Annotated in this window: 16 protein-coding genes; 9 read left to right on the top strand and 7 right to left on the bottom strand. The window is 69.8% G+C overall.

Annotated elements, in window-relative coordinates:
* The coding region (locus AB3X43_RS14600) for a nuclease-related domain-containing DEAD/DEAH box helicase (protein ID WP_369430588.1) at positions 1-1,471 on the bottom strand (1,471 nt) is incomplete at its 3' end.
* A gap of 113 nt (positions 1,472-1,584) precedes the next feature.
* Here AB3X43_RS14600 and AB3X43_RS14595 point away from each other — a divergent pair.
* Positions 1,585-2,016: a CBS domain-containing protein gene (locus AB3X43_RS14595; RefSeq protein WP_369430587.1), complete on the top strand. Its 432-nt coding sequence runs from the start codon at positions 1,585-1,587 to the stop codon at positions 2,014-2,016.
* A gap of 23 nt (positions 2,017-2,039) precedes the next feature.
* Here the strand turns inward: AB3X43_RS14595 and AB3X43_RS14590 are convergent, their stop codons facing one another.
* A complete protein-coding gene (locus tag AB3X43_RS14590) occupies positions 2,040-2,972 on the bottom strand; it encodes a LysR family transcriptional regulator (protein WP_369430586.1) in 933 nt (310 codons plus the stop codon).
* Between the two features lie 105 nt (positions 2,973-3,077).
* Here AB3X43_RS14590 and AB3X43_RS14585 point away from each other — a divergent pair, with 105 nt between their 5' ends.
* From AB3X43_RS14585 to AB3X43_RS14570, 4 genes are read left to right on the top strand one after another with little or no spacing between them, the layout of a single operon-like run.
* A complete protein-coding gene (locus AB3X43_RS14585) occupies positions 3,078-4,013 on the top strand; it encodes a hydroxymethylglutaryl-CoA lyase (RefSeq protein WP_369430585.1) in 936 nt (311 codons plus the stop codon).
* Complete coding sequence (locus AB3X43_RS14580) at positions 4,010-5,233, top strand: CaiB/BaiF CoA transferase family protein (RefSeq protein ID WP_369430584.1); 1,224 nt, start codon at positions 4,010-4,012, stop codon at positions 5,231-5,233. Before AB3X43_RS14585 ends, AB3X43_RS14580 begins: the two co-directional genes overlap by 4 nt.
* A gap of 29 nt (positions 5,234-5,262) precedes the next feature.
* Positions 5,263-6,243 carry a Bug family tripartite tricarboxylate transporter substrate binding protein gene (locus tag AB3X43_RS14575; protein WP_369430583.1) on the top strand — a complete coding sequence of 327 codons (981 nt, stop codon included), beginning with the start codon at positions 5,263-5,265 and terminating at the stop codon, positions 6,241-6,243.
* The gene (locus AB3X43_RS14570; RefSeq protein ID WP_369430582.1) at positions 6,240-8,243 is read left to right on the top strand and encodes an aconitase family protein; all 2,004 of its coding nucleotides are present in this window, start codon (positions 6,240-6,242) and stop codon (positions 8,241-8,243) included. Before AB3X43_RS14575 ends, AB3X43_RS14570 begins: the two co-directional genes overlap by 4 nt.
* On the opposite strand, the gene AB3X43_RS14565 is transcribed toward AB3X43_RS14570, so the two are convergent.
* The 3 genes from AB3X43_RS14565 to AB3X43_RS14555 all read right to left on the bottom strand — a co-directional run bounded on the left by AB3X43_RS14565 (position 8,233) and on the right by AB3X43_RS14555 (position 10,235).
* A complete protein-coding gene (locus tag AB3X43_RS14565) occupies positions 8,233-8,727 on the bottom strand; it encodes a hypothetical protein (RefSeq protein ID WP_369430581.1) in 495 nt (164 codons plus the stop codon). The genes AB3X43_RS14570 and AB3X43_RS14565 overlap by 11 nt on opposite strands.
* Before the next feature lie 30 nt (positions 8,728-8,757).
* On the bottom strand, positions 8,758-9,798 hold the full coding sequence (locus AB3X43_RS14560) for a PEP-CTERM sorting domain-containing protein (protein ID WP_369430580.1): 1,041 nt from the start codon (positions 9,796-9,798) through the stop codon (positions 8,758-8,760).
* Between the two features lie 194 nt (positions 9,799-9,992).
* Positions 9,993-10,235, bottom strand: a complete 243-nt coding sequence (locus AB3X43_RS14555; RefSeq protein WP_369430579.1) for a hypothetical protein — start codon at positions 10,233-10,235, stop codon at positions 9,993-9,995.
* Between the two features lie 184 nt (positions 10,236-10,419).
* Here AB3X43_RS14555 and ftsH point away from each other — a divergent pair, with 184 nt between their 5' ends.
* Positions 10,420-12,240, top strand: a complete 1,821-nt coding sequence (gene ftsH / locus AB3X43_RS14550; RefSeq protein ID WP_369430578.1) for an ATP-dependent zinc metalloprotease FtsH — start codon at positions 10,420-10,422, stop codon at positions 12,238-12,240.
* 53 nt (positions 12,241-12,293) lie between these two features.
* Positions 12,294-12,737 (top strand): carboxymuconolactone decarboxylase family protein, encoded by a 444-nt coding sequence (locus tag AB3X43_RS14545; RefSeq protein ID WP_473965131.1) that lies wholly within the window; start codon positions 12,294-12,296, stop codon positions 12,735-12,737.
* A 4-nt stretch (positions 12,738-12,741) separates the two neighbouring features.
* Here the strand turns inward: AB3X43_RS14545 and AB3X43_RS14540 are convergent, their stop codons facing one another.
* Both AB3X43_RS14540 and AB3X43_RS14535 read right to left on the bottom strand, forming a co-directional pair.
* Positions 12,742-13,203, bottom strand: coding sequence for a cyanophycin metabolism-associated DUF1854 family protein (locus tag AB3X43_RS14540; protein ID WP_369430577.1), 462 nt, complete (start codon positions 13,201-13,203; stop codon positions 12,742-12,744).
* 17 nt (positions 13,204-13,220) lie between these two features.
* Positions 13,221-15,509 carry a cyanophycin metabolism-associated ABC transporter gene (locus AB3X43_RS14535; RefSeq protein ID WP_369430576.1) on the bottom strand — a complete coding sequence of 763 codons (2,289 nt, stop codon included), beginning with the start codon at positions 15,507-15,509 and terminating at the stop codon, positions 13,221-13,223.
* Between the two features lie 194 nt (positions 15,510-15,703).
* On the opposite strand from AB3X43_RS14535, the gene AB3X43_RS14530 reads away from it, so the two are divergent.
* Complete coding sequence (locus AB3X43_RS14530) at positions 15,704-17,866, top strand: cyanophycin synthetase (RefSeq protein WP_369430575.1); 2,163 nt, start codon at positions 15,704-15,706, stop codon at positions 17,864-17,866.
* Positions 17,867-17,897: 31 nt separating this feature from the next.
* The gene (gene cphA / locus AB3X43_RS14525) at positions 17,898-20,489 is read left to right on the top strand and encodes a cyanophycin synthetase (RefSeq protein ID WP_369430574.1); all 2,592 of its coding nucleotides are present in this window, start codon (positions 17,898-17,900) and stop codon (positions 20,487-20,489) included.
* Positions 20,490-20,732: the final 243 nt, after the last annotated feature.

Below are 20,732 nucleotides of genomic sequence, written 5' to 3'. Positions count from 1 at the left end.
TGTGCTCGGCCATCTGCTCGGCTTCGTCTGCGGGGTCCCGGGCGAGCACCAGCACGGGTTGCGGGCCGTGGCGGCCGGAGGTGGCGGGGGTGACGGTCTGCACCTCGTCGTCAGGGCGCAGCCGCGCTGGTCCGTCCGGCAGCAGCAGGCTGCGGGCGCAGGCCAGCGCCAGCGCCAGCACCTCGGCGGTGTTGCGGTAGTTCAGCCGCAGCACGCTGGTGCGGCCCTGTGCCTGGATACCGACGCTGGCGAAGCTGAAACGTCGGCGGGTCTTCTGGTAGATCGACTGCGCGTCGTCGTAGAGCACCAGCAGGCTGCGCGTGTCCGGCGAGACCAGGCACGCGGCGGTGCGCAGCCAGCCGTCGTCGAAGTCGTGGGCCTCGTCGACCAGCACGGCGCTGTAGCCGCCCGCCGGTGCGCGGCCATCCGCCAGTGCCTGCGCGACGATGCGCGGCAGTTCGGCATAGAACGCTTCGCTGCCCGGCTCGGCCGGGACATCGAGGCCGTGGCGATGGGCCAGTTCCTGGCACCAGCGGTGGAACGTGCGCACCTGCACCCGGTCGCCAACCGGGCGTTGGCGGACCATCGCGTCCAGCCGGTCCGCCAGCGCCCGGTTGTAGCAGAGCACCAGCACTGGCTGCGCGGCCGTCGCCGTGGCGGCCAGCATCTGCGCACGCAGCACCAGCACCATCGTCTTGCCCGAACCCGCGGCGCCGTGGACCACCCGGTGGCCGCTGCCCAGCCTGCGGGCGATCTGCTCCTGCGGCAGGTCCATCACCTGCAGCAGGTCCGGGACGGGCGGCGAGGTGGTGTCCTGCGGATCGGAGGCGATCGGTTCGGTGTGCAGCCGGAGTTCGGGGAACAGGTGCCAGCGGATGCGGTCGCGCTGCGCGGAGGTGAGCGTGTGCGGGTAGTGCACGGTGAACAGGCCGAGCAGCCGCTGCTGGAAGGTGTCCGGATCGACGCTGTCGTCCAGATCGTCGCGCAGCAGCGTCTGCCTCCAGGGGAACACGGCGTCGAAGCCGGGGCGCTGGTCGACCTCGCTGCGGCGCATTCCGGAGAACACGGCGCCCCAGCCATAGGGAAACAGCAGCCGCCCGCGGTACGGGCCATCGTCGTGGACCAGCGCCGGGTCGCGCTGCATCAGGTCGACCAGCTCCATCGCGTAGTCGCGCGCCTGGCGCAGCGGGTGGTGGTCGGTGACCGGGCCACGCTCGGTGTGCAGCTCGACGGTGTCGCGCGTGGCATGCACGACCGTGCTGCAGCGCCAGTCCTTCACCTCCAGCAGCAGCACGCCCATGGAGGGTCCGAGCACCACGAAATCGGGCTGCCGTGCGCGCGGGCCGATCGGCACGTTGTGCCAGACGAGGTGCGCATCGTCCAGGCACTGTTTCAGCTGCAGCAGCAGCCGCCGCTCGCCAGCGGTGCAGCGGTGCTCGATCTGGCGGTAGCCCTGGGGAAACTGGGCCATCAGGCCTCCGTACTAGGAAAGTCCATCATGTCGACGGGGCTGTTCTGCGCGAAGATGGCTGCGTCGCCATGACGGCCGACGCCACTGAACGCACTCCGAAGGGGAACTACACCATGAGCACCGTCGCACAGATCCTGTCGTCCAAGCCCAGCCAGACCGTTCACACCGTGGCGCCGAGCGCGTCCGTGCGAGACGCCATCGACGTGATGGCCCGGCAGCGCATCGGTTCGCTGCTGATCGTCGAGGGCACGCGCATCCTGGGAATCTTCACGGAGCGCGACTATGCCCACAAGGTGGAGGTGCGCGGACGCACCTCCACCGGCACCCCGATCAGCGAGGTGATGACGCCGGACGTGATCTTCGTGACCCCGACCACCACCAGCCAGGAATGCATGGCGCTGATGACCGACCGGCGCCTGCGCCACCTGCCGGTGATGGACCAGGGAACGCTGGTCGGGCTGATCTCGATCGGCGATCTGGTCAAGGACATCATCTCCGAGCAGCAGTTCGTGATCGCGCAGCTCGAACGCTACATCCACAGCTGAGCCTCCACGGTCTGGGCAGTTCTTCATGACGGATCCATCGGGTGGCCCGTCGGGAACTTGAGGTGCTGGCGCTGTTGAAGACGGGCCAGCACCAGCCGTGCGCTGGCGGACAGCAGGGTCTGCGCCCGGCTGCACAGCACGAACTGCCGCTCGGCCCACGGTTCGTCGAGCGCCACCAGCGCGATGCGGCCTGCATCGGCGTGCGGCGCGGCGGCTTCGCGTGGCAGGATGGCCAGCCCCAGCCCGGCCGCGACGATGCGGCAGGCGGCGTCCAGGCTCGACACCTGGATGCGCTGCACCGGCAGCCGCCCGAGCAGCGCCGCCTGCCGGCGCAGCAGCGCGTCCATCAGCCCGCCCGGCGCGACACCGACTGTCACCTGGTCGAGCGTGTCCTCGAAGCGCAGGTGCGGCCGGCGCGCCCACGGATGTCCCATCGGCATCGCCACGCAGAGGTGGTCCTGGCGGTAGGGCAGGGTCTGCAGGCCGGCGAGGTCGCCCGCGTCCCACAGCACGCCGAGGTCCGCGGCCCCTTCGCGCACGCTGCGCACGATGTCGGGGCTGACGCGCTCGTCGAGCTGGACCTGGATGCCGGGGTGCTGCGCCAGGAAACGGGCGAGGTCGTCGGGCAGGTGCTCGGCCAGCACCGAGGGACTCGCCAGCACCCGCACGCTGCCTTGCACGCCGCTGGCGAATTCGCTCAGCTCGGCGCGCAGCCGCTCCATGCCGCCGAGCACTTCGCGCGCGCGCCGCAGCAAGGCTTCTCCTGCGGCGGTCGGTGCCATGCCGCGCCGACCGCGCAGCAGCAGCGCGACGCCGAGTTCGTCCTCCAGTGCACCGAGCCGTTTGCTCACCGCGGACGGCACCAGGGCTTCCCGCTCGGCGGCGCGGGCGATGTGGCCTTCCTCGCAGACGGCGATGAACAGGCGCAGCGTGACAGGGTCGAGCGGGCGTTGCATGGCGGCTCTCGGGTGGGTTTCCTCGGATGCGTTCCGAACGGGAACGGAAGCGCTTCCAAGATAGCACTGGCATTGCGATTCGGAACGCCTAGAGTGCGATCCACCATGCACACCACGCCATCCACCACCGCTCCCGTCACCGTCCGCGAAGTCGGCCTGCGCGACGGCCTGCAGAGCATCGCCCGCACGCTGCCCACCGAACACAAGCTCGACTGGCTGCGCGCTGCACACGCGGCGGGGCTGCGCGAGATCGAGGTCGGCTCCTTCGTGCCGGCGCGGCTGCTGCCGCAACTGGCCGACACCGCCGAGCTGGTCGCCGTGGCGCGCACGCTGCCGGGGCTGACCACCTCGGTGCTGGTGCCGAACCTGCGGGGTGCCCAGGCTGCGCTGGAGAGTGGCGCTGACCTGATGCTGCTGCCGCTGTCGGCCAGCCACGCGCACAGCCTGGCCAACCTGCGCAAGACGCCCGACGAGGTGATCGCCGAGATCGGCCGCATCCGCGCGCTGCGCGATGCGAGCGGCGCGCGCTGCGTGATCGAGGTGGGGCTGAGCACGGCGTTCGGCTGCACGATCCAGGGCCGGGTGGACGAGGACGAGGTGATCCGGCTGCTGCAGGCGGCGCTGGACGCGGGCGCCGAGCGCGTCGGCCTGGCCGACACGGTGGGCTATGCCGATCCGCTGCAGGTGGCGCGGCTGTTCGCGCGCGGCTTCGCGGCGGTCGGTGACCGGCTGTCCTGCGGGCACTTCCACGACACGCGCGGCCTCGGCATGGCGAACGTCTACGCCGCGTGGCAGACCGGCGTGCGCCGCTTCGACGCCTGTCTGGCCGGCATCGGCGGCTGCCCGCACGCGCCGGGCGCCAGCGGCAACGTCTCGACCGAGGATGTCGCCTACCTCTTCGCCAGCATGGGCGTGCCGACCGGACTCGACTTCGACGCGCTCCTCGCCCTGCGCCAGCGCGTGGCACAGTGGCTCGATGGCGAAGCCCTGCACGGCAGCCTCTGGCGCGCCGGCCTCCCGAAAACCCTGCTGACCGCATGAACCCGACGACCACGATGACGACGCCCGCCCACACCCCGCCCCAACCGCTGAACGGCCTGCGCGTCGTCGAGTTCACCCACATGGTCATGGGCCCGACCTGCGGCATGGTGCTCGCCGACATGGGCGCCGAAGTCATCAAGATCGAGCCGATCGACGGCGACCGCACGCGGCGGCTGCTCGGCGCCGGCGCGGGCTTCTTCCCGATGTTCAACCGCAACAAGAAGAGCATCGCGATCGACCTGCACCACCCGGAGGGCGCCGAGGTGGCGCGCCGCCTGTCTGCCAGCGCGGACGTGGTCGCCGAGAACTTCAAGCCCGGCACGATGGTCAAGTACGGCCTCGACTACGCCAGCCTGAGCGCCGTCAACCCACGCCTGGTCTACGCCAGCCACAAGGGCTTCCTGCCGGGGCCGTACGACCACCGCACCGCGCTCGACGAGGTGGTGCAGATGATGGGCGGCCTCGCCTACATGACCGGCCGGCCGGGCGACCCGCTGCGCGCGGGCACCAGCGTCAACGACATCATGGGCGGGTTGTTCGGCGCGATCGGCGTGCTCGGCGCGCTGATCCAGCGCGGCATCACGGGGCGCGGCATGGAGGTGCAGTCGGCGCTGTTCGAGAACAACATCTTCCTCGTCGGCCAGCACATGCTCCAGTACGCGGTGACCGGCAAGGCCGCTGCGCCGATGCCGGCCCGCGAAAGCCCGTGGGCGGTCTACGACGTGTTCACCGTGCGGGACGGCGAGCAGATTTTCCTGGCGGCGGTGAGCGATGCGCAGTGGGTGACCTTCTGCGATGCGCTCGGCTTCTCGGACCTGAAGGCCGACACCGCGCTGGCGCTGAACAACCAGCGCGTGCAGGCCCGGCCGACGCTGCTGCCCGCGCTGCGCGAGCGGCTGGCGCACCGGAGCGCGGCGGAGCTGTCGGAAACCATGGAGCGGGTCGGCCTGCCGTTCGCGCCGATCCGCCGCCCGGAGGACCTGCTCGACGATCCGCACCTTCTCGCCACCGGCGGGTTGGCCGACATGCGGCTGCCGGACGGCGAGCGTGCCGGGCAGACCGTCAAGGCCACGCTGTTCCCGATCACGATGGACGGCGAGCGGCTGGGCGTGCGGCTCGACCCGCCCCGCCTCGGCGAGCACACGGCCGCGCTGCTGGAGAGCATCGGCTACGACGCCGCGCAGATCGACACGCTGCGCGCGCAGGCCGTGGTCGCCTGACCCACCACGACAAACAACGGAGACCAGCCATGACCCACCCTACCCGCCGCGACACCCTGCGCCAGCTGGGCGTCCTCACCCTGGCCAGCCTCGGCGCGGGCGGCACCGCGCAGGCGCAGTCGGACCGCCCGATCCGCATCGTGCTGCCGGTGGCCACCGCCTCGGGCGTGGACACCATCACCCGTGTCGCGCAGGGCGCGCTGAGCAAGGCACTCGGCCACCCGATCGTGGTCGAGAACCAGCCCGGTGCCGGCGGCATCCTCGGCACGACCACGCTGGTCCGCTCGGCGCCGGATGGCTTCACGCTGAGCTTCGTGTCGAACAACCACGTCATCTACCCGAGCGTCTACAAGTCGCTGCCCTTCGATCCGATCGCCGACATCACGCCGATCGCCATCGTCGGTTCGACGCCGATCGTGGTGGTCGTGCATCCCAAGGTGCCGGCGAACAACGCGAAAGAGCTGGTCGCGCTGCTGAAGGCCAAGCCGGACGAGCTGACCTATGGCTCCTCGGGCAATGGAACGATCCTGCACCTGGCGGCGGAGATGTTCGTGGACCAGGCCGGCTCGTCGGCAAGGCACATCCCGTACAAGGGCGTCGGCCCGATGGTGAGCGACCTGATCGGCGGTCAGGTGCAGATGGCGACCGCCGCGCTGCCCTCGGTGCAGCAGTACATCAAGAGCGGCGCACTGCGAGCCATCGGCATCGGTGCGGCGCAGCGCGTGGCCGCGGCGCCGGAGATTCCGACGATGGTCGAGCAGGGCATGCCTGGCTATCTGGTCGAGGGCTGGTTCGGCTTCATCGGGCCGAAGGGGCTGCCGGCGGCGGACGTGAAGCGGCTGCACGATGCCGTGAGCGCCGCCTTCGCCGCACCCGAGGTGCGCGAGGCGATGGCCAGGCAAGGCAACACCATCAACGTGAGCACGACCGAGTACGCGCAGCAGTTCTTCCGCAGCGAGATGGTCAAGTACGCCAAGCTCGTGAAGAAGGCAGGGATCGAGCTGCAGTGAGGCCCGAGACGCTCCACTTCGCGCCGCAGGTCCTGTTCCTGAGCACGGACCCGGATCGGGTGCGGGCGCAGCTCGGCGGCGCGGCGCTCGACGAGGCCACTGCCCGGCCGCTGCGCGACGAGGTCTCGACCGACGAGATCATCCCGCTGCCGGCGATGGTGCATTTCGATGCCACGCTCGGCCGCCACCCGCTGACCGGCTTCACCGCGGGTGGCGAGCGGCCGATCGGCGTGGACGCGCTCCGCGTGGCCGGCATCGAAGTCCTGGTCGCCGGTGCCCGCTATGGCAAGGGCAGCTCGCGCGAGCACGCGGTCGTGGCCGAACGCTCGGCCGGCGTGCGGCTGGTGATCGCCGAAAGCTTCGAGCGCATCTACCGCCAGAACGCCGACAACGTCGGGCTGTACACCTCCACCGATTTCGCGCTGGTCGGGCGCATCCAGCGCGGCGAGGCGATCGCGCTGGACGAGCTGCTTGCCGGGCGGGATGCGCTGTCGGCGGCGATCGTGCGGGCGGGTGGGCTGCTCGCCTACGGGCAGGCGAAGCTGGCCGGTGCGCAGCCCGTCCCGGGCGTGGCCGAGGCTGGCGAGGAGCGGCCGCGCACGCTGTTCGAGAAGATCGTCGCCCGCCACGCCCTGGTCACACCCGACACCCTGGCTGCGCTGGTGCCGGGGCAGGGGGGCTTCGTGCGCGCCGATCTGCGCTTCATCCACGAGTACTACACCGGCATGTGCGCGCACCTGCTGGGCGAGCGCTTCGGACCCGCGCTGGCGCTGGCGGACCCCGCCAGCATCGTCTGCTTCGAGGACCACCTGTCCTACGTCCACCGCAGCCCGGTGCACGTCGCGCAGGGGTTGGTCGGCGACGTGCGCGGGCTGTCGCGCGCGCACCGGGCCTTCGTCGCGCGCCACAGCTTGAAGGACCACGGCTACCTGCAGCCGCTCGAAGCCGGGGATCCCGACAACACCGGCTCGCAGGGCATCTCCCATGCCATGGTGGCCGAGCAGTACGCGCTGCCGGGGCAGCTCCTCGTCGGCACCGATTCGCACACGCCGCACAGCGGCGCGCTCGGCTGCGTCGCCTTCGGTGTCGGCACGACCGACATGGCCAATGCCTTTGTCACCGGTGCGGTGCGGCTGGCCATGCCCGAGGTGCTGCGCATCGAGGTGGATGGCGTGCTGCCCGAGGGCGTCACGGCCAAGGACTTGGTGCTGCACCTGCTGGCCGATCCGGCGATCCGGGCCGGAGCGGGCGTGGGCAAGGTGTTCGAGTTCGGCGGCATGGCCGTGCGTGCGCTCTCCACCGACGAGCGCGCGACGCTGACGAACATGGCGGCCGAGCTCGGCGGGTTCACCGGGCTGGTCGAGCCGGACGAGGAAACGGTGCGCTTCGTGCGTGAGCGGCGCGGCGTGGACGTGGTGCTGGCGCCGTGGATGCGCAGTGATCCGGGCGCGCGGTATGCGGCCGTGGTCCGGATCGACGCCGCGGTGCTGTCGCCGTTCGTGGCGCGGCCGGGCGATCCGGGGCGGGGTGTGGCGCTGGCCGATCTGCCGCTCGCGGCGCGGGTGCGCATCGACATCGCCTACGGCGGCAGCTGCACGGCGGGCAAGCGCGAGGACTTCGACCACTACCACGCGGTGCTGGAATGGGCGGCGCAGCGGGGCATGCGGGTGGCGCCCGGGGTGCGGCTGTACTTGCAGTTCGGCACGGCTGCCGTGCGCGACTACTGTGTCGCGCGTGGCTATCTGGCGGCCTTCGAGGCGGTCGGGGCGGAGCTGCTGCAGCCGGCGTGCGGGGCGTGTGCCAACTGCGGGCCGGGGTCGTCGACCGAGGTGGCGCAGGTGACGGTGAGTGCCATCAACCGCAACTTTCCCGGCCGCTCCGGACCTGGCCAGGTCTGGCTGGCCAGTCCGCCGACGGTGGCGGCGAGCGCGATCGCCGGGCGGCTGGTGTCCTTCGCGGAACTGCGCGTGATCGGGGCCGGGCTCGGTATCAGCGCCTGACGTGGCCTGCGAAGACCTGGTCCGCGAACCGCACGAGGTCGGCCGGCGCGGCGCTGGCCGTGAAGGTCACGCACCGCTCCTGACCGGGTGACACCGCCACGCAGATGCGGGTCGCCGGTTCGTCGCTGCGTTGCAGCCACTGGGTCTGCACCGTGCCGTCCTCGCGCAGCACGTGCGAGGTCTGCACCGTCATCCGGCTCGGCAGGCTGAAGAACTGCAGCGCCTGCAGCGTGTCGAGCATGGCCAGCAGCTCGCCGCGTTGCTCCACCACCCTGCCCGAGAACTCGAGGCTGCGTGCCGCAGCGCCCGCCACGGGTCCGGCGCTGCGCTCCAGACGCACCCGCAGGTCCTCGATGCGGAAGCTGCGCGGCAGCGGCCCCGCATCCGCTGCAGGCTCCGCCGCTGGCGCAGTCCCGGTCAGGCCGATCAGGCCGGCACAGAGCGCGAGGCCCAGGGCGGTCGGGACAGCAGGGCGACGGGGCATGTGGTGGCGGTGGGTGTCCGGATGGCCGGGTCAGGCGGTGGTGGGCCGGGTGCGGCGGCGGCGGTGCAGTTGGCCGATGACCCCCAGGCCTGCCAGCAGCATGGCCAGGCTGTCGGGCTCCGGCACTGCCGTGACGGCGGTGTAGCCCAGATCCTGCATCATCCCGGTCTCGATGGCGCTGTAGTCGCGTGCCGCGCTGCCGGTGCCCACGGCGTGCAGCATCATCATGCCGCTGTAGGCCGGATTGTCGGTGTCGAGGTGCGAGATGCTGCTGCCGTCGATCCAGGAGGTCGGCGAGTACAGGCCGACGAGATTGCCGCCGTTGGCCGCCACCGCGTGGGCACCGTTGAAGAACATGCCGGCCGCCGGGCTGGTGCCGCCGACGCTGGCGGTGTTCCAGACGCCGCTGTTGAGGTTGAAGGTGCCCGCATTGACCACGGCGTTGCCGTTCTTGTCCACCAGGAACTGGTCGTAGGTGCCCCAGTGGCCGGCGGTGCTGCTGCCGAACAGGTCGGTGCCATTCTGGTTGATCAGCGAGGCGAAGCCCAGCGCGTGCGTGAATTCGTGGAAGGCCACGCCGTAGAAGTCGAACTGCCCGCTGGAGACCGGTGCATTCGCGTCCAGCTGCCAGTTCTGGCCGAAGTTGAAGTTCACGGTGCCGTCCGCGCTGGACCCGTTGAGATCGACGCCGGTCTGCAGCTTGGTGCTGACGACTCCCTGCAGGTTGAAGCCGGCTGCCGCACCGCCGGCCAGACTGAGCTGGCTGCCGGCGGAGGCGAGGTTGCCGCTCAGCGGATCGTCGGTGGCCGTGGCATTGAGCACGATGGTGCCCGAGTCGCTGAAGTGGCTGCCGAACATGCCGGAGAACAGCGAGGCGGCCGTGTTGAGCGCGGACTGGCGGCTGGCTCCCGTGGTGGTGTCGTTGAAACCGGTGCCGGCGCCGTCGAGAAAGTTGAACTGGAAGGTGATCGCCGCTTGTGCGCTCGATCCGAAGGACAGACCGCCGGCGAGCAGGCCGCCGGTGAGCAGGGCACGGGCCAGCGTGTGGCGTGCCTTGGGTTGGATGGACATGTGAGAACCCCCGCAAATGTGAACAGATCGCCCGGGAAACCGGGTGCATGCATGGCGGGTCGGATCGTTTCACGCAATGCCGGCGTGAGGCACATCCAGGTGCGGGGGGTGGACGGCGCCAGCAGCACCATCGGCCCCCTCGTTTCAAGGTGGTGTGGGCTGGTGTCGACGCTTGACCAGCGTGGAGGGGGCCGTCAGCGCTGCTGCGCCAGGATTTCGTCCAGCTCCTTGCAGCTGGGCGCGCAGACCTTCTGCGGCCGCCCGAGCACCTGCTTGCTCTTGAGCATCGCCTGCGGCCGGTGCTTGCCGCACAGCAGGCAGGACATCGTTCCGCCGACAAACGCACCCTTGCCGCCGAAGGGCGAGCCGGCCGATTTGCTCTTGTAGCGCAGCCCCTTCGGATCGATCACTGTTTTCTCGTCGTCGTCATCAAGCATGGTGGTGGAGGCACGGTGGTGATCGTTGAACGGTCCCCTCTACGCGGGGATTGACTTGAGTCAAGTCGCGCGACGGCCGCCGTGAAACCATGGCGCCGTCGGTGCATGCGCTCTGTCACATGCATTGGACCACGCTTGCGCCCCGCGCGAGCGCCCGGACCCCTGCACTGGAGATCGGTGAGCCATGGACAAGAAGCACACCTGGAATATCGGCTACTGGCTGGTGGCGCTGATGCTGTTGTCCCTGGTGCAGGACCTCTGGCGCCAGGTCGGCGAGACCGAGGCCGTGCCCTACAGCGCGTTCGAACAGGCGCTGGCCGAGGGCCGCGTCGCCGAGGTGACCATCACCGATCAGGCCATCACCGGTCGCCTGAAGGTGGCCGACGGCACGCGGACCACGCTGGTGGCGACACGGGTCGAGCCGGAGCTGGCGGCGCGGCTGGAGAAGTTCGGCGTGCCCTACAGCCGGGTCGTCGCCAACACCTTCCTGCACGATCTGCTGTCGTGGATCGTGCCGGGGGCCGTGTTCTTCGGGCTGTGGTACTTCGTGTTCCGGCGCTTCGCCAGTCAGCAGGGCGGGCTGGGCAGCTTCATGTCGATCGGCAAGAGCCGGGCCAAGGTCTATGTCGAGACCAACACCGGGGTGACCTTCGCGGATGTGGCCGGGGTCGACGAGGCCAAGGCGGAACTGGAGGAGGTGGTCGATTTCCTGCAGCATCCACAGGAATACGGCCGGCTCGGTGCCCGCATTCCGAAAGGCGTGCTGCTGGTCGGTCCGCCGGGAACCGGCAAGACGCTGCTGGCCAAGGCGGTGGCGGGACAGGCCGGGGTGGCGTTCTTCTCGATCTCGGGCAGCGAGTTCGTCGAGATGTTCGTCGGGGTTGGCGCGGCGCGGGTGCGCGACCTGTTCGAGCAGGCCCGCCAGCGGGCACCGGCCATCATCTTCATCGACGAGCTGGACGCGCTGGGCCGGGCCCGCGGAGCGTTTCCGGGTCTGGGCGGCCACGACGAGAAGGAGCAGACGCTCAACCAGCTGCTGGTCGAGATGGACGGCTTCGACACCTCGGTCGGCCTGATCATCCTGGCCGCCACCAACCGCCCGGAGATTCTGGACCCTGCGCTGCTGCGCGCAGGGCGCTTCGACCGGCAGGTGCTGGTCGACCGGCCGGACAAGCTCGGCCGCATCGACATCCTGAAGGTGCATGTGCGCAAGGTCCACCTGGCCGCGCAGGTCGCGCTCGACGAGGTGGCGGCGCTGACGCCGGGTTTCAGTGGTGCCGATCTGGCCAACCTGGTCAACGAGGCCGCGCTGCTGGCGACCCGGCGCCAGGCGGCCGAGGTCACGCTGGAGGACTTCACCGCGGCGATCGAACGCACCGTCGCCGGGCTGGAGAAGCGCAACCGCCTGCTCATTCCCCGCGAGCGCGAGGCGGTGGCCTTCCACGAGATGGGGCACGCGCTGGTGGCGCTGGCGCAGCCAGGGACCGACCCGGTGCACAAGGTGTCGATCATCCCGCGCGGCATCGGCGCGCTCGGCTACACGCTGCAGCGCCCGACCGAGGACCGCTACCTGATGACGCGCCACGAGCTGGAGCGCAAGATCTCCGTGCTGCTGGGCGGGCGCGCTGCGGAGAAGCTGGTGTTCGACGAGCTGTCGACCGGCGCGGCCGACGATCTGGCCAAGGCCACCGACATCGCCCGCGACATGGTGACCCGCTACGGCATGGACGAGGGGCTCGGCTACATCGCCTACGAAACGGCCCGTGCGCCGATGCTGGACGGGCTGCCGATGGCGCCGCACGAACACGGGGTGTCCGAGGACACGCGGCGGCGCATCGACGAGGCCGTCCGCGGCATCGTGATGGCGGGCTTCGAGCGCGCGACGGCGATCCTGGTGGCCCACCGCGCCGTGCTCGACCGCAGCGCCCGGGCGCTGCTCGACCGGGAGACCTTGGACGAGGCGGCGCTCGGCGCGCTCACCGCCGATCTGCAACGTGACGGCTGAGATACTGCGCAGCGGTTCTTCCCTCCAACGCACGCAACCCCTGCCGATCTGCCATGGCCGATGCCGACTTCGTTCCCGCCGCTGCTCCCGCCGCCGCTCCCGATTCCGCTGCCCGCTCGCCCGGCGAACAGCGCCGCCGCCAGGTGATGGGCGACGTCTTCGTCGACCGCGCGCTGGCGCTGGCCGATGACTTCTCGCGCCCGCTGCAGGCCCATGTCAACGACCACGCCTGGGGCTCGACCTGGCTGCGCGAGGGGCTGGAACTCAAGCAGCGCAGCCTGTGCACCGTGGCGATGCTGGCGGCCCTCGGCCGGAGTCAGGAACTCAAGGGCCACCTGCGCGGCGCGGTGAACAACGGTGCGACGCTGCGGGAGCTGCGCGAGGTGCTGCTGCACGTGGCGCCTTATGCCGGAGCGCCTGCCGCGATCGAGGCGTTCCGCGCCGCGAAGGAGTGGATGGCCGACAACGGCCTGCAATTCGACGAGCAGGCCGACTGACGCTTCAGAGGAATCGCTCCATCAGCTTGCGCGAGTGGCGGTCCAGTGCCGCCATGTCCCGCACCGAGAAGACGATGCCGTGGCCGCTGGTGATGAGCAGCCGGCCACGTTCGGGCAGGCGGCGGATGTCTTCCTCGACCTTGAGCACGAGCGTGGTCGGGCCGCGGTCGGTCTCCACGGTCCAGGTGCTGGGCGTCGAGAAGGTGGAGACCTCCACCACACGCCGGATCTCGGGCATGAACTCGCGGTGGGCGAGTTCTTCCTCGATCAGCGTGCGCTGTTGTTTCGGCAGGGCGTCGAGCTGGTCGATCCAGACCAGCTCATGCCCTTCGGCACTGACGAGGGACAGGCCGGCGTCCGGCGCGGTCACCGGGAAGGCGCGCACGGGCGTGGCGCCGTGGTGGGTGGCGCCGTCTTCGCCGGTGTAGACGAGGCGGCCGCTGGGGTGGCGTTCAAGCTGGAACATGGGGCGACTCGTCGGGTTCAGGAGACGGCATTGCCGTGGGCGGACGGCTGCGGGATCTGGTGGGCGAGCAGGTTCTGGTCGTGCTCGGAGTCGCCGTCCTCGTCGGCGGCATCGGTGCGGCGTGCCTGGGCTTCGTAGAGACGGAAGTAGTGGCCTTCGGCGGCCATCAGCTCGTCGTGGGTGCCGACCTCGACCACCGCACCGCGGTCCATCACCACCAGCCGGTCGGCCTTGCGCAGCGTGGACAGGCGGTGCGCGATGGCGATCGTCGTGCGACCCTGGACGAGGTTGTCTAGCGCCTTCTGGATCTCGCGCTCGGTCTCGGTGTCCACGCTGGCGGTGGCTTCGTCGAGGATCAGCAGGCGCGGGTTGATCAGCAGCGCGCGGGCGATGGAGATGCGCTGGCGCTCGCCGCCCGAGAGCCCCTGGCCGCGCTCGCCGACCAGCGAGTCGTAGCCCTGCGGCAGGCGCAGGATGAAGTCGTGCGCGTGCGCGGCGCGGGCGGCGGCGATGATCTGCGCGCGCGTGGCGCCGGGCAGGCCGTAGGCGATGTTCTCGGCGATGGTGCCGAAGAACAGGAAGGGCTCCTGCAGCACCAGGCCGATGTGGCGGCGGTAGTCGGCCACGGCGAAGCGGCGGATGTCGGTGCCGTCGACGCGGATCGAGCCGTCGGTGACGTCGTAGAAGCGGCAGATCAGGTTGACCAGCGTGCTCTTGCCCGAACCCGAGTGGCCGACCAGCCCGATCATCTCGCCCGGGCGGATGTCCAGGCTCATGCCGCGGATCACCGAGCGGCTGCCGTAGCGGAAGCCGATGTTGTCGAGCCGCACGGCGCCCTGCAGCTGGCCGGTCGGCACGGGCTGGTCGGGTTCGGGGACGTTGGAGACGTGGTCGAGGATGTCGAAGATGCGCTTGGCGCCGGCGGCGGCCTTCTGCGTCACCGAGACGATGCGGCTCATCGAGTCGAGCCGGCCGTAGAAGCGGCCGATGTAGGCGAGGAACGCGGTCAGCACACCGACCGTGATCTCGCCGCGGCTGACCTGCCAGATGCCGAAGCCCCACACCACCAGCAGGCCCATGTCGGTCAGCAGCGAGACAGTCGGCGTGAACAGGCTCCAGGTCTTGTTCAGGCGGTCGTTGACGGCGAGGTTGGCCTGGTTGGCGTCGTGGAAGCGTTTCGACTCGCGGGCTTCCTGCGCGAAGGCCTTGACCACGCGCACGCCGGGAATGGTGTCGGCCAGCACGTTGGTCACGTCGCCCCAGACGCGGTCGATCTTCTCGAAGCCGGTGCGCAGCCGGTCGCGCACGAGGTGGATCATCCAGGCGATGAGTGGCAGCGGCAGCAGCGTGACCAGCGCGAGCCACGGGTTGACCGAGAACAGGATGGTCGAGGTCATGCCGAGCATCAGCACGTCGGTGGCGAAGTCGAGCGCGTGCAGCGACAGGAACACCGAGAGGCGGTCGGTCTCGGAGCCGATGCGGGCGATCAGGTCGCCGGTGCGCTTGGCGCCGAAGTAGTCGAGCGACAGGCCGAGCAGGTGGTCGAAGGCGGTGGTGCGCAGGTCGGCGGCGATGCGCTCGGAGACGATGGCCAGCAGCCAGGTCCGTGCCCAGCCGAGTCCCCAGGCGAGCAGCCCGGCGCCGAGCAGCCCGAGCAGCAGCTGGACCACATAGGCGGGGTCGATCTGGTGCCCGTTCTGGAACGGGATCAGCACCTTGTCCATCAGCGGAATGGTCAGGTAGGGCGGCACCAGCGTCGCGGCGGTGGACGCCAGCGTCAGCAGGAAGCCCGTGAGCAGCTTCCACTGGTAGGGCTTCGCGAAGCGCCACAGCCGCAGCAGCACCCAGGTCGACGGCGGCGTGGACAGCTCGCGGGTGCAGACGGCGCACTCGTCGCTGTCGGGCGGCAGCGGGGCGTGGCAGGTCGGGCAGGTGGTGGGGTCGTGGTCGTCCTCGTGCGCGGGAACGGCGGGGCTGCGCAGCGCCTCGCGCTGGCGCTCGAACTGCCGCACCAGCCGCAGCGCCTGCACGTTCTGCCCCAGCGTGAAGCGCCAGACGGCGCGCAGGGTGTGCGGATCGTGCAGTTCGAGCGTGCCGACACCGGCGTGGTCGTGGTGCCGCAGCGACAACGGGTCGTCCAGCGGCCAGGTGCCGGCCCAGTCTGCGGCGCCTGCGCGTGCCCACAGCAGACGGCGATTCGTCACGACCAATGTGCTTCGGGCGAAGTGCAGGGACTCGTCGAGGTCAACCTCCAGCACGCCCATGACGTTCTCCTCTGGGAGAAGTCGGGTGGGAAGGTCGGCCATCGGGGCGTTGGCAGGGTGTGGATGCATGGGATCTTGTTCTCGGGGATGCCGAATTCTGGCGCAAGCCATCCGTGTGAGATTTATTCAGATGAACGCCGCCCGTGTTCAACGGGCCGCGAATGAAGGACGATGACTTGACGCAAGGAACGTTGTGCACAATCAAGCCCTTGAGCCCAACACCAGCTCCGCAGGACATGACCAAGAAAGAAAACATCACGCTGCAGCGCATCACCTATCTGCGCGGCCCCAATGTCTGGACCTACCGTCCGGTGCTGGAGGTCTGGCTGGATCTGGGTGAGCTGGAGGACTGGCCTTCGCACCAGCTGCCCGGATTCAACGACCGGTTGACGGCCTTGCTGCCGGCGCTGATCGAACACCACTGCGGTGTCGGCGAGCGCGGTGGTTTCCTGCAGCGCCTGCAGGAAGGCACCTGGGCGGGCCACGTGCTCGAACACGTCGTCATCGAGCTGCTGAATCTGGCGGGCATGCCGACTGGCTTCGGCCAGACGCGCAGCACCTCGCAGCACGGCATCTACCGCATGGTGTTCCGCGCCCGTGACGAGCAGGTGGCCCGCACCGCGCTGGCGGAAGGCCACGCGCTGCTGATGGCCGCGGTCAACAGCGAGTCGTTCGATGTGGCCGCGGCGGTCGAGCGGGTGCGCGAGAAGATCGACGACTGCTACCTCGGCCCGAGCACGGCCAGCATCGTCGGCGCGGCCACCGACCGGCGCATTCCCCACATCCGCCTGAACGACGGCAATCTGGTGCAGATCGGCTACGGCTCCGCCCAGCGCCGCATCTGGACGGCAGAGACCGACCTCACCAGCGCCATCGCCGAAGGCATTGCCGGTGACAAGGATCTGACGAAGACGCTGCTGAAGGCCTGCGGCGTGCCGGTGCCCGAAGGCGAGATCGTCGACAGCCCGGAAGCGGCCTGGAGCGCGGCCGAGGACATCGGCGGCCCGGTGGTGATCAAGCCCACCGATGGCAACCATGGCCGCGGCGTTTCGCTGGATCTGCGCCTGCGCGGCGAGATCGAGGATGCTTACCGCCTGGCGGAGCAGCACGGCAGCGAGGTGCTGGTCGAGCGCTTCATCCCCGGCGAGGAACACCGCCTGCTGGTGGTGGGCGGCCGGGTGGTGGCGGCGGCGCGCGGCGAATCGGCCTGGGTGGTCGGTGATGGCCGCTCGACGGTGGTCGAGCTGATCGACAGCCAGATCAACTCCGATCCGCGCCGCGGCACGACCGAGGACTTCCCGCTCAACCGCCTCGACATCACGCACGACGACGTCGTCGTGCTGGAGCTGCAGCGCCAGGGCCTGAGCGGCCACGCGGTGCCTGCCGCCGGCCGCAAGGTGCTGATCCAGCGCAACGGCAATGTCGCCATCGACTGCACGGACCAGGTCCACCCCGAGGTCGACCACATCGTGTCGCTGGCGGCGCGGGTCGTCGGGCTGGACATCGCCGGCATCGACGTGGTGGCCGAGGACATCTCGAAGCCGCTGCATGCGCAGGGCGGTGCGATCGTCGAGGTCAATGCCGGGCCCGGTCTGCTGATGCACCTGAAGCCCGCCGAGGGCATGCCGCGCCCGGTGGGCCGCGACATCGTCAACCACCTGTTCGCCGAGGACGCCAGCGGGCGCATTCCGGTGGTCGGCGTGGCCGGCTCGCAGGACACGGCCGACATCGCGCAGCTCGTGGCCTGGCTGGTGCACCTGAGCGGCAAGCATGTCGGGCTGGCCTGCCGCGACGGGCTGTTCCTGGCGGGGCGCCGGGTCGGCCGTGGTGACTGCGCCAACTGGGCCAGCGGCCACCGCCTGCTGATGAACCGCGAAGTGCAGACCGTGGTGATCGAGAACGGGGCTTCCACCATCCTCGACGATGGCCTGCCCTATGACCGCTGCCACGTGGGCGTCGTCACCGATCTGGGGGGCGCCGAGACGCTGGCGCGCCACGACATCCGCGACACCGAGCAGATGCCGCGCGTGATGCGCACCCAGGTGGATGTCGTGCTGCCCGAGGGCGCGGCCGTCCTGAATGCCGATGACGAGCGCATCGCCGACATGGCCCGCCTGTCCGATGGCGAGGTGCTGTTCTACAGCCTGCGCGCAGAGGACAACGAGACGGTGGCATCCCACCGGGTGCAGGGCGGCCGTGCGGTGCTGCTGCGCGCTTCGCGGGTCGTGCTGGCCACCGGTGCGGCCGAAGTGGTCTGTGTCGATCTGCAGCGGCGGCGCATTCTGCTGGCGCCGTCGGTCGTGCTGGCTGCGGTGGCGGCGTGCTGGGCGCTGGGCATCGCGCCCGAGCTGATGGCCGCCGGCCTCGAAACTTTCGCATCGAGCCCGACACGCTCGTGACTCCCACTCTTGACCGGACCGTGACCCACTGATGGACGTCTCACGCATTCGGGCCCTGCGCGGCCCCAACCTCTGGAGCCGCCATACGGCGGTCGAGGCCATCGTCTCGTGTGCCGACAACGAGCGTGCCATTGCGCTGCTGCCCGGTTTCGAGGCGCGGCTTCGGGCGCGTTTCCCTGGCATTGGCGCTGTGCCCGCGGGTGCGCAGCGCGGCGACATCTCGCTGGCGCATGTGCTGGAAACCGCGACGCTGGCGCTGCAGGCGCAGGCCGGCTGTCCCGTCACCTTCAGCCGCACCTCGGCCACGCTCGAAGCGGGGGTCTACCAGGTCGTCGTCGAGTACAGCGAGGAAGATGTCGGCCGGCTGGCGCTGGACCTCGCCGAGCAGCTGATCCAGGCCACGCTGTCCGGCGATGCGTTCGACGTGACCGCCGCCATCGCCCGCCTGCGCGAGATCGACGAGGACGTGCGCCTCGGCCCGAGTACCGGCGCGATCGTGTCGGCCGCGGTGGCCCGCGGCATTCCCTACCGGCGCCTGACGCAGGGCAGCCTGGTGCAGTTCGGCTGGGGCTCGCGCCAGCGCCGCATCCAGGCCGCCGAGGTCGACTCGACCAGCGCCGTCTCCGAGTCCATCGCCCAGGACAAGGACCTGACCAAGAAGCTGCTGCACGCGGCCGGGGTGCCGGTGCCCATCGGCCGTCCGGCCTCGTCGGTCGAGGAGGCGTGGGAGATCGCCTGCGAGATCGGGCTGCCGGTGGTGCTCAAGCCGCAGGACGGCAACCAGGGCAAGGGCGTGACGGTGAACATCGTCGACCGTGCGCATCTGGAAGTGGCCTACGTGGCGGCGGCCGAGATCGGCGAAGTGCTGGTCGAGAAGTACCTGCCGGGCAGTGACTTCCGCATGCTGGTCGTCGGGCACCAGCTCGTGGCTGCCGCGCGCCGGGATCCGCCGCATGTGATCGGCGACGGTGTCCACACCGTGCGCGAGCTGGTCGATGCGGTCAACGCCGATCCGCGCCGCGGCGACGGCCATGCGACGTCGCTCACCAAGATCCGCTTCGACGACATTGCGGTGGCGCGGCTGACGCTGCAGCACCTCACGCCGACGTCGGTGCCCGAGAAGGGCCAGCGCGTGAGCCTGCGCAACAACGCCAATCTCAGCACGGGTGGCTCCGCCACCGATGTGACCGACGATGTCCACCCCGAAGTCGCGGCGCGTGCCGTGGCTGCGGCGCAGATGGTCGGGCTGCACATCTGCGGTGTCGACGTGGTGTGCGAGAGCGTGCTGCGTCCGCTGGAAGAGCAGGATGGCGGCATCGTCGAGGTCAACGCTGCGCCTGGCTTGCGCATGCACCTGTCGCCGTCCTACGGCAAGGGCCGCCCGGTCGGCGAGGCCATGATCGGCCACCTGTACGCGTCCGGCGACGACGGTCGCATCCCGGTGGTTGCCGTCACCGGCACCAACGGCAAGACGACCACCGCCCGCCTGATCACGCACCTGTTCGCCACCAGCGGCCTGCGCGTGGGCATGACCAACACCGACGGTGTCTACGTCAACGGCCGCCAGATCGACAGCGGTGACTGCAGCGGCCCGCGCAGCGCACGCAACGTGCTGATGCACCCGGAAGTCGATGCCGCGGTGTTCGAGACCGCACGCGGTGGCGTGCTGCGCGAAGGGCTGGGCTTCGACCGCTGCCAGGTGGCGGTGGTCACCAACATCGGCGCAGGTGACCACCTGGGCCTGAACTACATCACCACGGTCGAGGATCTGGCCGTGCTGAAGCGGGTGATCGTGCAGAACGTGGCCACCGGCGGCTACGCCGTGCTCAATGCGGCCGACCCGATCGTTGTCACGATGGCGGCGACCTGCCCGGGACAGGTGATCTTCTTCGCCGCCGATCGACAGCACCCGGTCATGGCCACCCACCGTGCGCAGGGCAAGCGCTGTGTCTATATTGACCAGGAGCATCTGGTCGCGGCGCAAGGGGCTCGGCGCGAACTGATCGCGTTGCGCGATATCCCCATCACCCGCAATGGCTCCATCGGGTTCCAGGTCGAGAACGTCATGGCGTCCGTTGCTGCGGCATGGGGCGCCGGACTGGATTGGGATTCGATCCGCCGAGGCCTGGCAAGCTTCGTCAACGATTCCGACAATGCGCCAGGACGCTTCAACGTCATGGACTATCGCGGCGCCACCGTCATCGCGGACTATGGACACAACCCGGACGCGATGCGGGCGCTGGTCAGCGCGGTCGAGGCGCTGCCGGCGCAGCGGCGCTCGGTGGTCATCAGCGGTGCCGGCGATCGCCGAGACCAGGACATCCGCGAACAGACCCAGATCCTGGGCGGTGCGTTCGACGACGTGATCCTGTACCAGGATGCCTGTCAGCGCGGCCGGGAAGACGGCGAGGTGATCGGGCTGCTGCGAGAGGGGTTGGGCAATGCTGCACGCACGACCCGGATCGACGAGATCCGCGGCGAGTTCCTTGCCATCGACACGGCGCTCGACCGGTTGACGCCGGGGGACCTCTGTCTGGTGCTGGTTGACCAAGTGGAAGAGGCACTGGCCTACCTGTCCCGGCGCATCAAGGGAGGGGTTGCGGCCCCTACCGAAGTCCCCTGAAAAATTTCTCGCCAAATCTCTTGCAAGGCCTAGGAAATTCGTTCTACAATCGATGTCTTCGCTGCAAACAACTGGTTTGTTCGCAGCGACGGCAGGTGATGCGACTGCCGGTTTGTCAAGCGACTAAAGACCCTGCGATCAGTAATGACTTGACAGTGTTTCGAAAGCGGCAGATAATCTCGCTTCTGTGCTGATGACTGGTTTGTTCTGGTTGCTGGCCCCGGTTCTCCGGATGCTCTTTAA

Origin of the sequence: Sphaerotilus sp. (assembly GCF_041083715.1) — a bacterium.
GTDB lineage: Bacteria > Pseudomonadota > Gammaproteobacteria > Burkholderiales > Burkholderiaceae_C > Sphaerotilus.
This window is presented reverse-complemented; position numbering and strand designations above follow the sequence as displayed.

Bases quoted from the DNA above. Each gene is read 5' to 3' on its own strand.
- AB3X43_RS14595 (WP_369430587.1), top strand. From the start codon at position 1,585: ATGAGCACCGTCGCACAGATCCTGTCGTCCAAGCCCAGCCAGACCGTT.
- AB3X43_RS14590 (WP_369430586.1), bottom strand. From the start codon at position 2,972: ATGCAACGCCCGCTCGACCCTGTCACGCTGCGCCTGTTCATCGCCGTC.
- AB3X43_RS14585 (WP_369430585.1), top strand. From the start codon at position 3,078: ATGCACACCACGCCATCCACCACCGCTCCCGTCACCGTCCGCGAAGTC.
- AB3X43_RS14580 (WP_369430584.1), top strand. From the start codon at position 4,010: ATGAACCCGACGACCACGATGACGACGCCCGCCCACACCCCGCCCCAA.
- AB3X43_RS14575 (WP_369430583.1), top strand. From the start codon at position 5,263: ATGACCCACCCTACCCGCCGCGACACCCTGCGCCAGCTGGGCGTCCTC.
- AB3X43_RS14565 (WP_369430581.1), bottom strand. From the start codon at position 8,727: ATGCCCCGTCGCCCTGCTGTCCCGACCGCCCTGGGCCTCGCGCTCTGT.
- AB3X43_RS14560 (WP_369430580.1), bottom strand. From the start codon at position 9,798: ATGTCCATCCAACCCAAGGCACGCCACACGCTGGCCCGTGCCCTGCTC.
- AB3X43_RS14555 (WP_369430579.1), bottom strand. From the start codon at position 10,235: ATGCTTGATGACGACGACGAGAAAACAGTGATCGATCCGAAGGGGCTG.
- ftsH (WP_369430578.1), top strand. From the start codon at position 10,420: ATGGACAAGAAGCACACCTGGAATATCGGCTACTGGCTGGTGGCGCTG.
- AB3X43_RS14545 (WP_473965131.1), top strand. From the start codon at position 12,294: ATGGCCGATGCCGACTTCGTTCCCGCCGCTGCTCCCGCCGCCGCTCCC.
- AB3X43_RS14540 (WP_369430577.1), bottom strand. From the start codon at position 13,203: ATGTTCCAGCTTGAACGCCACCCCAGCGGCCGCCTCGTCTACACCGGC.
- AB3X43_RS14535 (WP_369430576.1), bottom strand. From the start codon at position 15,509: ATGGCCGACCTTCCCACCCGACTTCTCCCAGAGGAGAACGTCATGGGC.
- AB3X43_RS14530 (WP_369430575.1), top strand. From the start codon at position 15,704: ATGACCAAGAAAGAAAACATCACGCTGCAGCGCATCACCTATCTGCGC.
- cphA (WP_369430574.1), top strand. From the start codon at position 17,898: ATGGACGTCTCACGCATTCGGGCCCTGCGCGGCCCCAACCTCTGGAGC.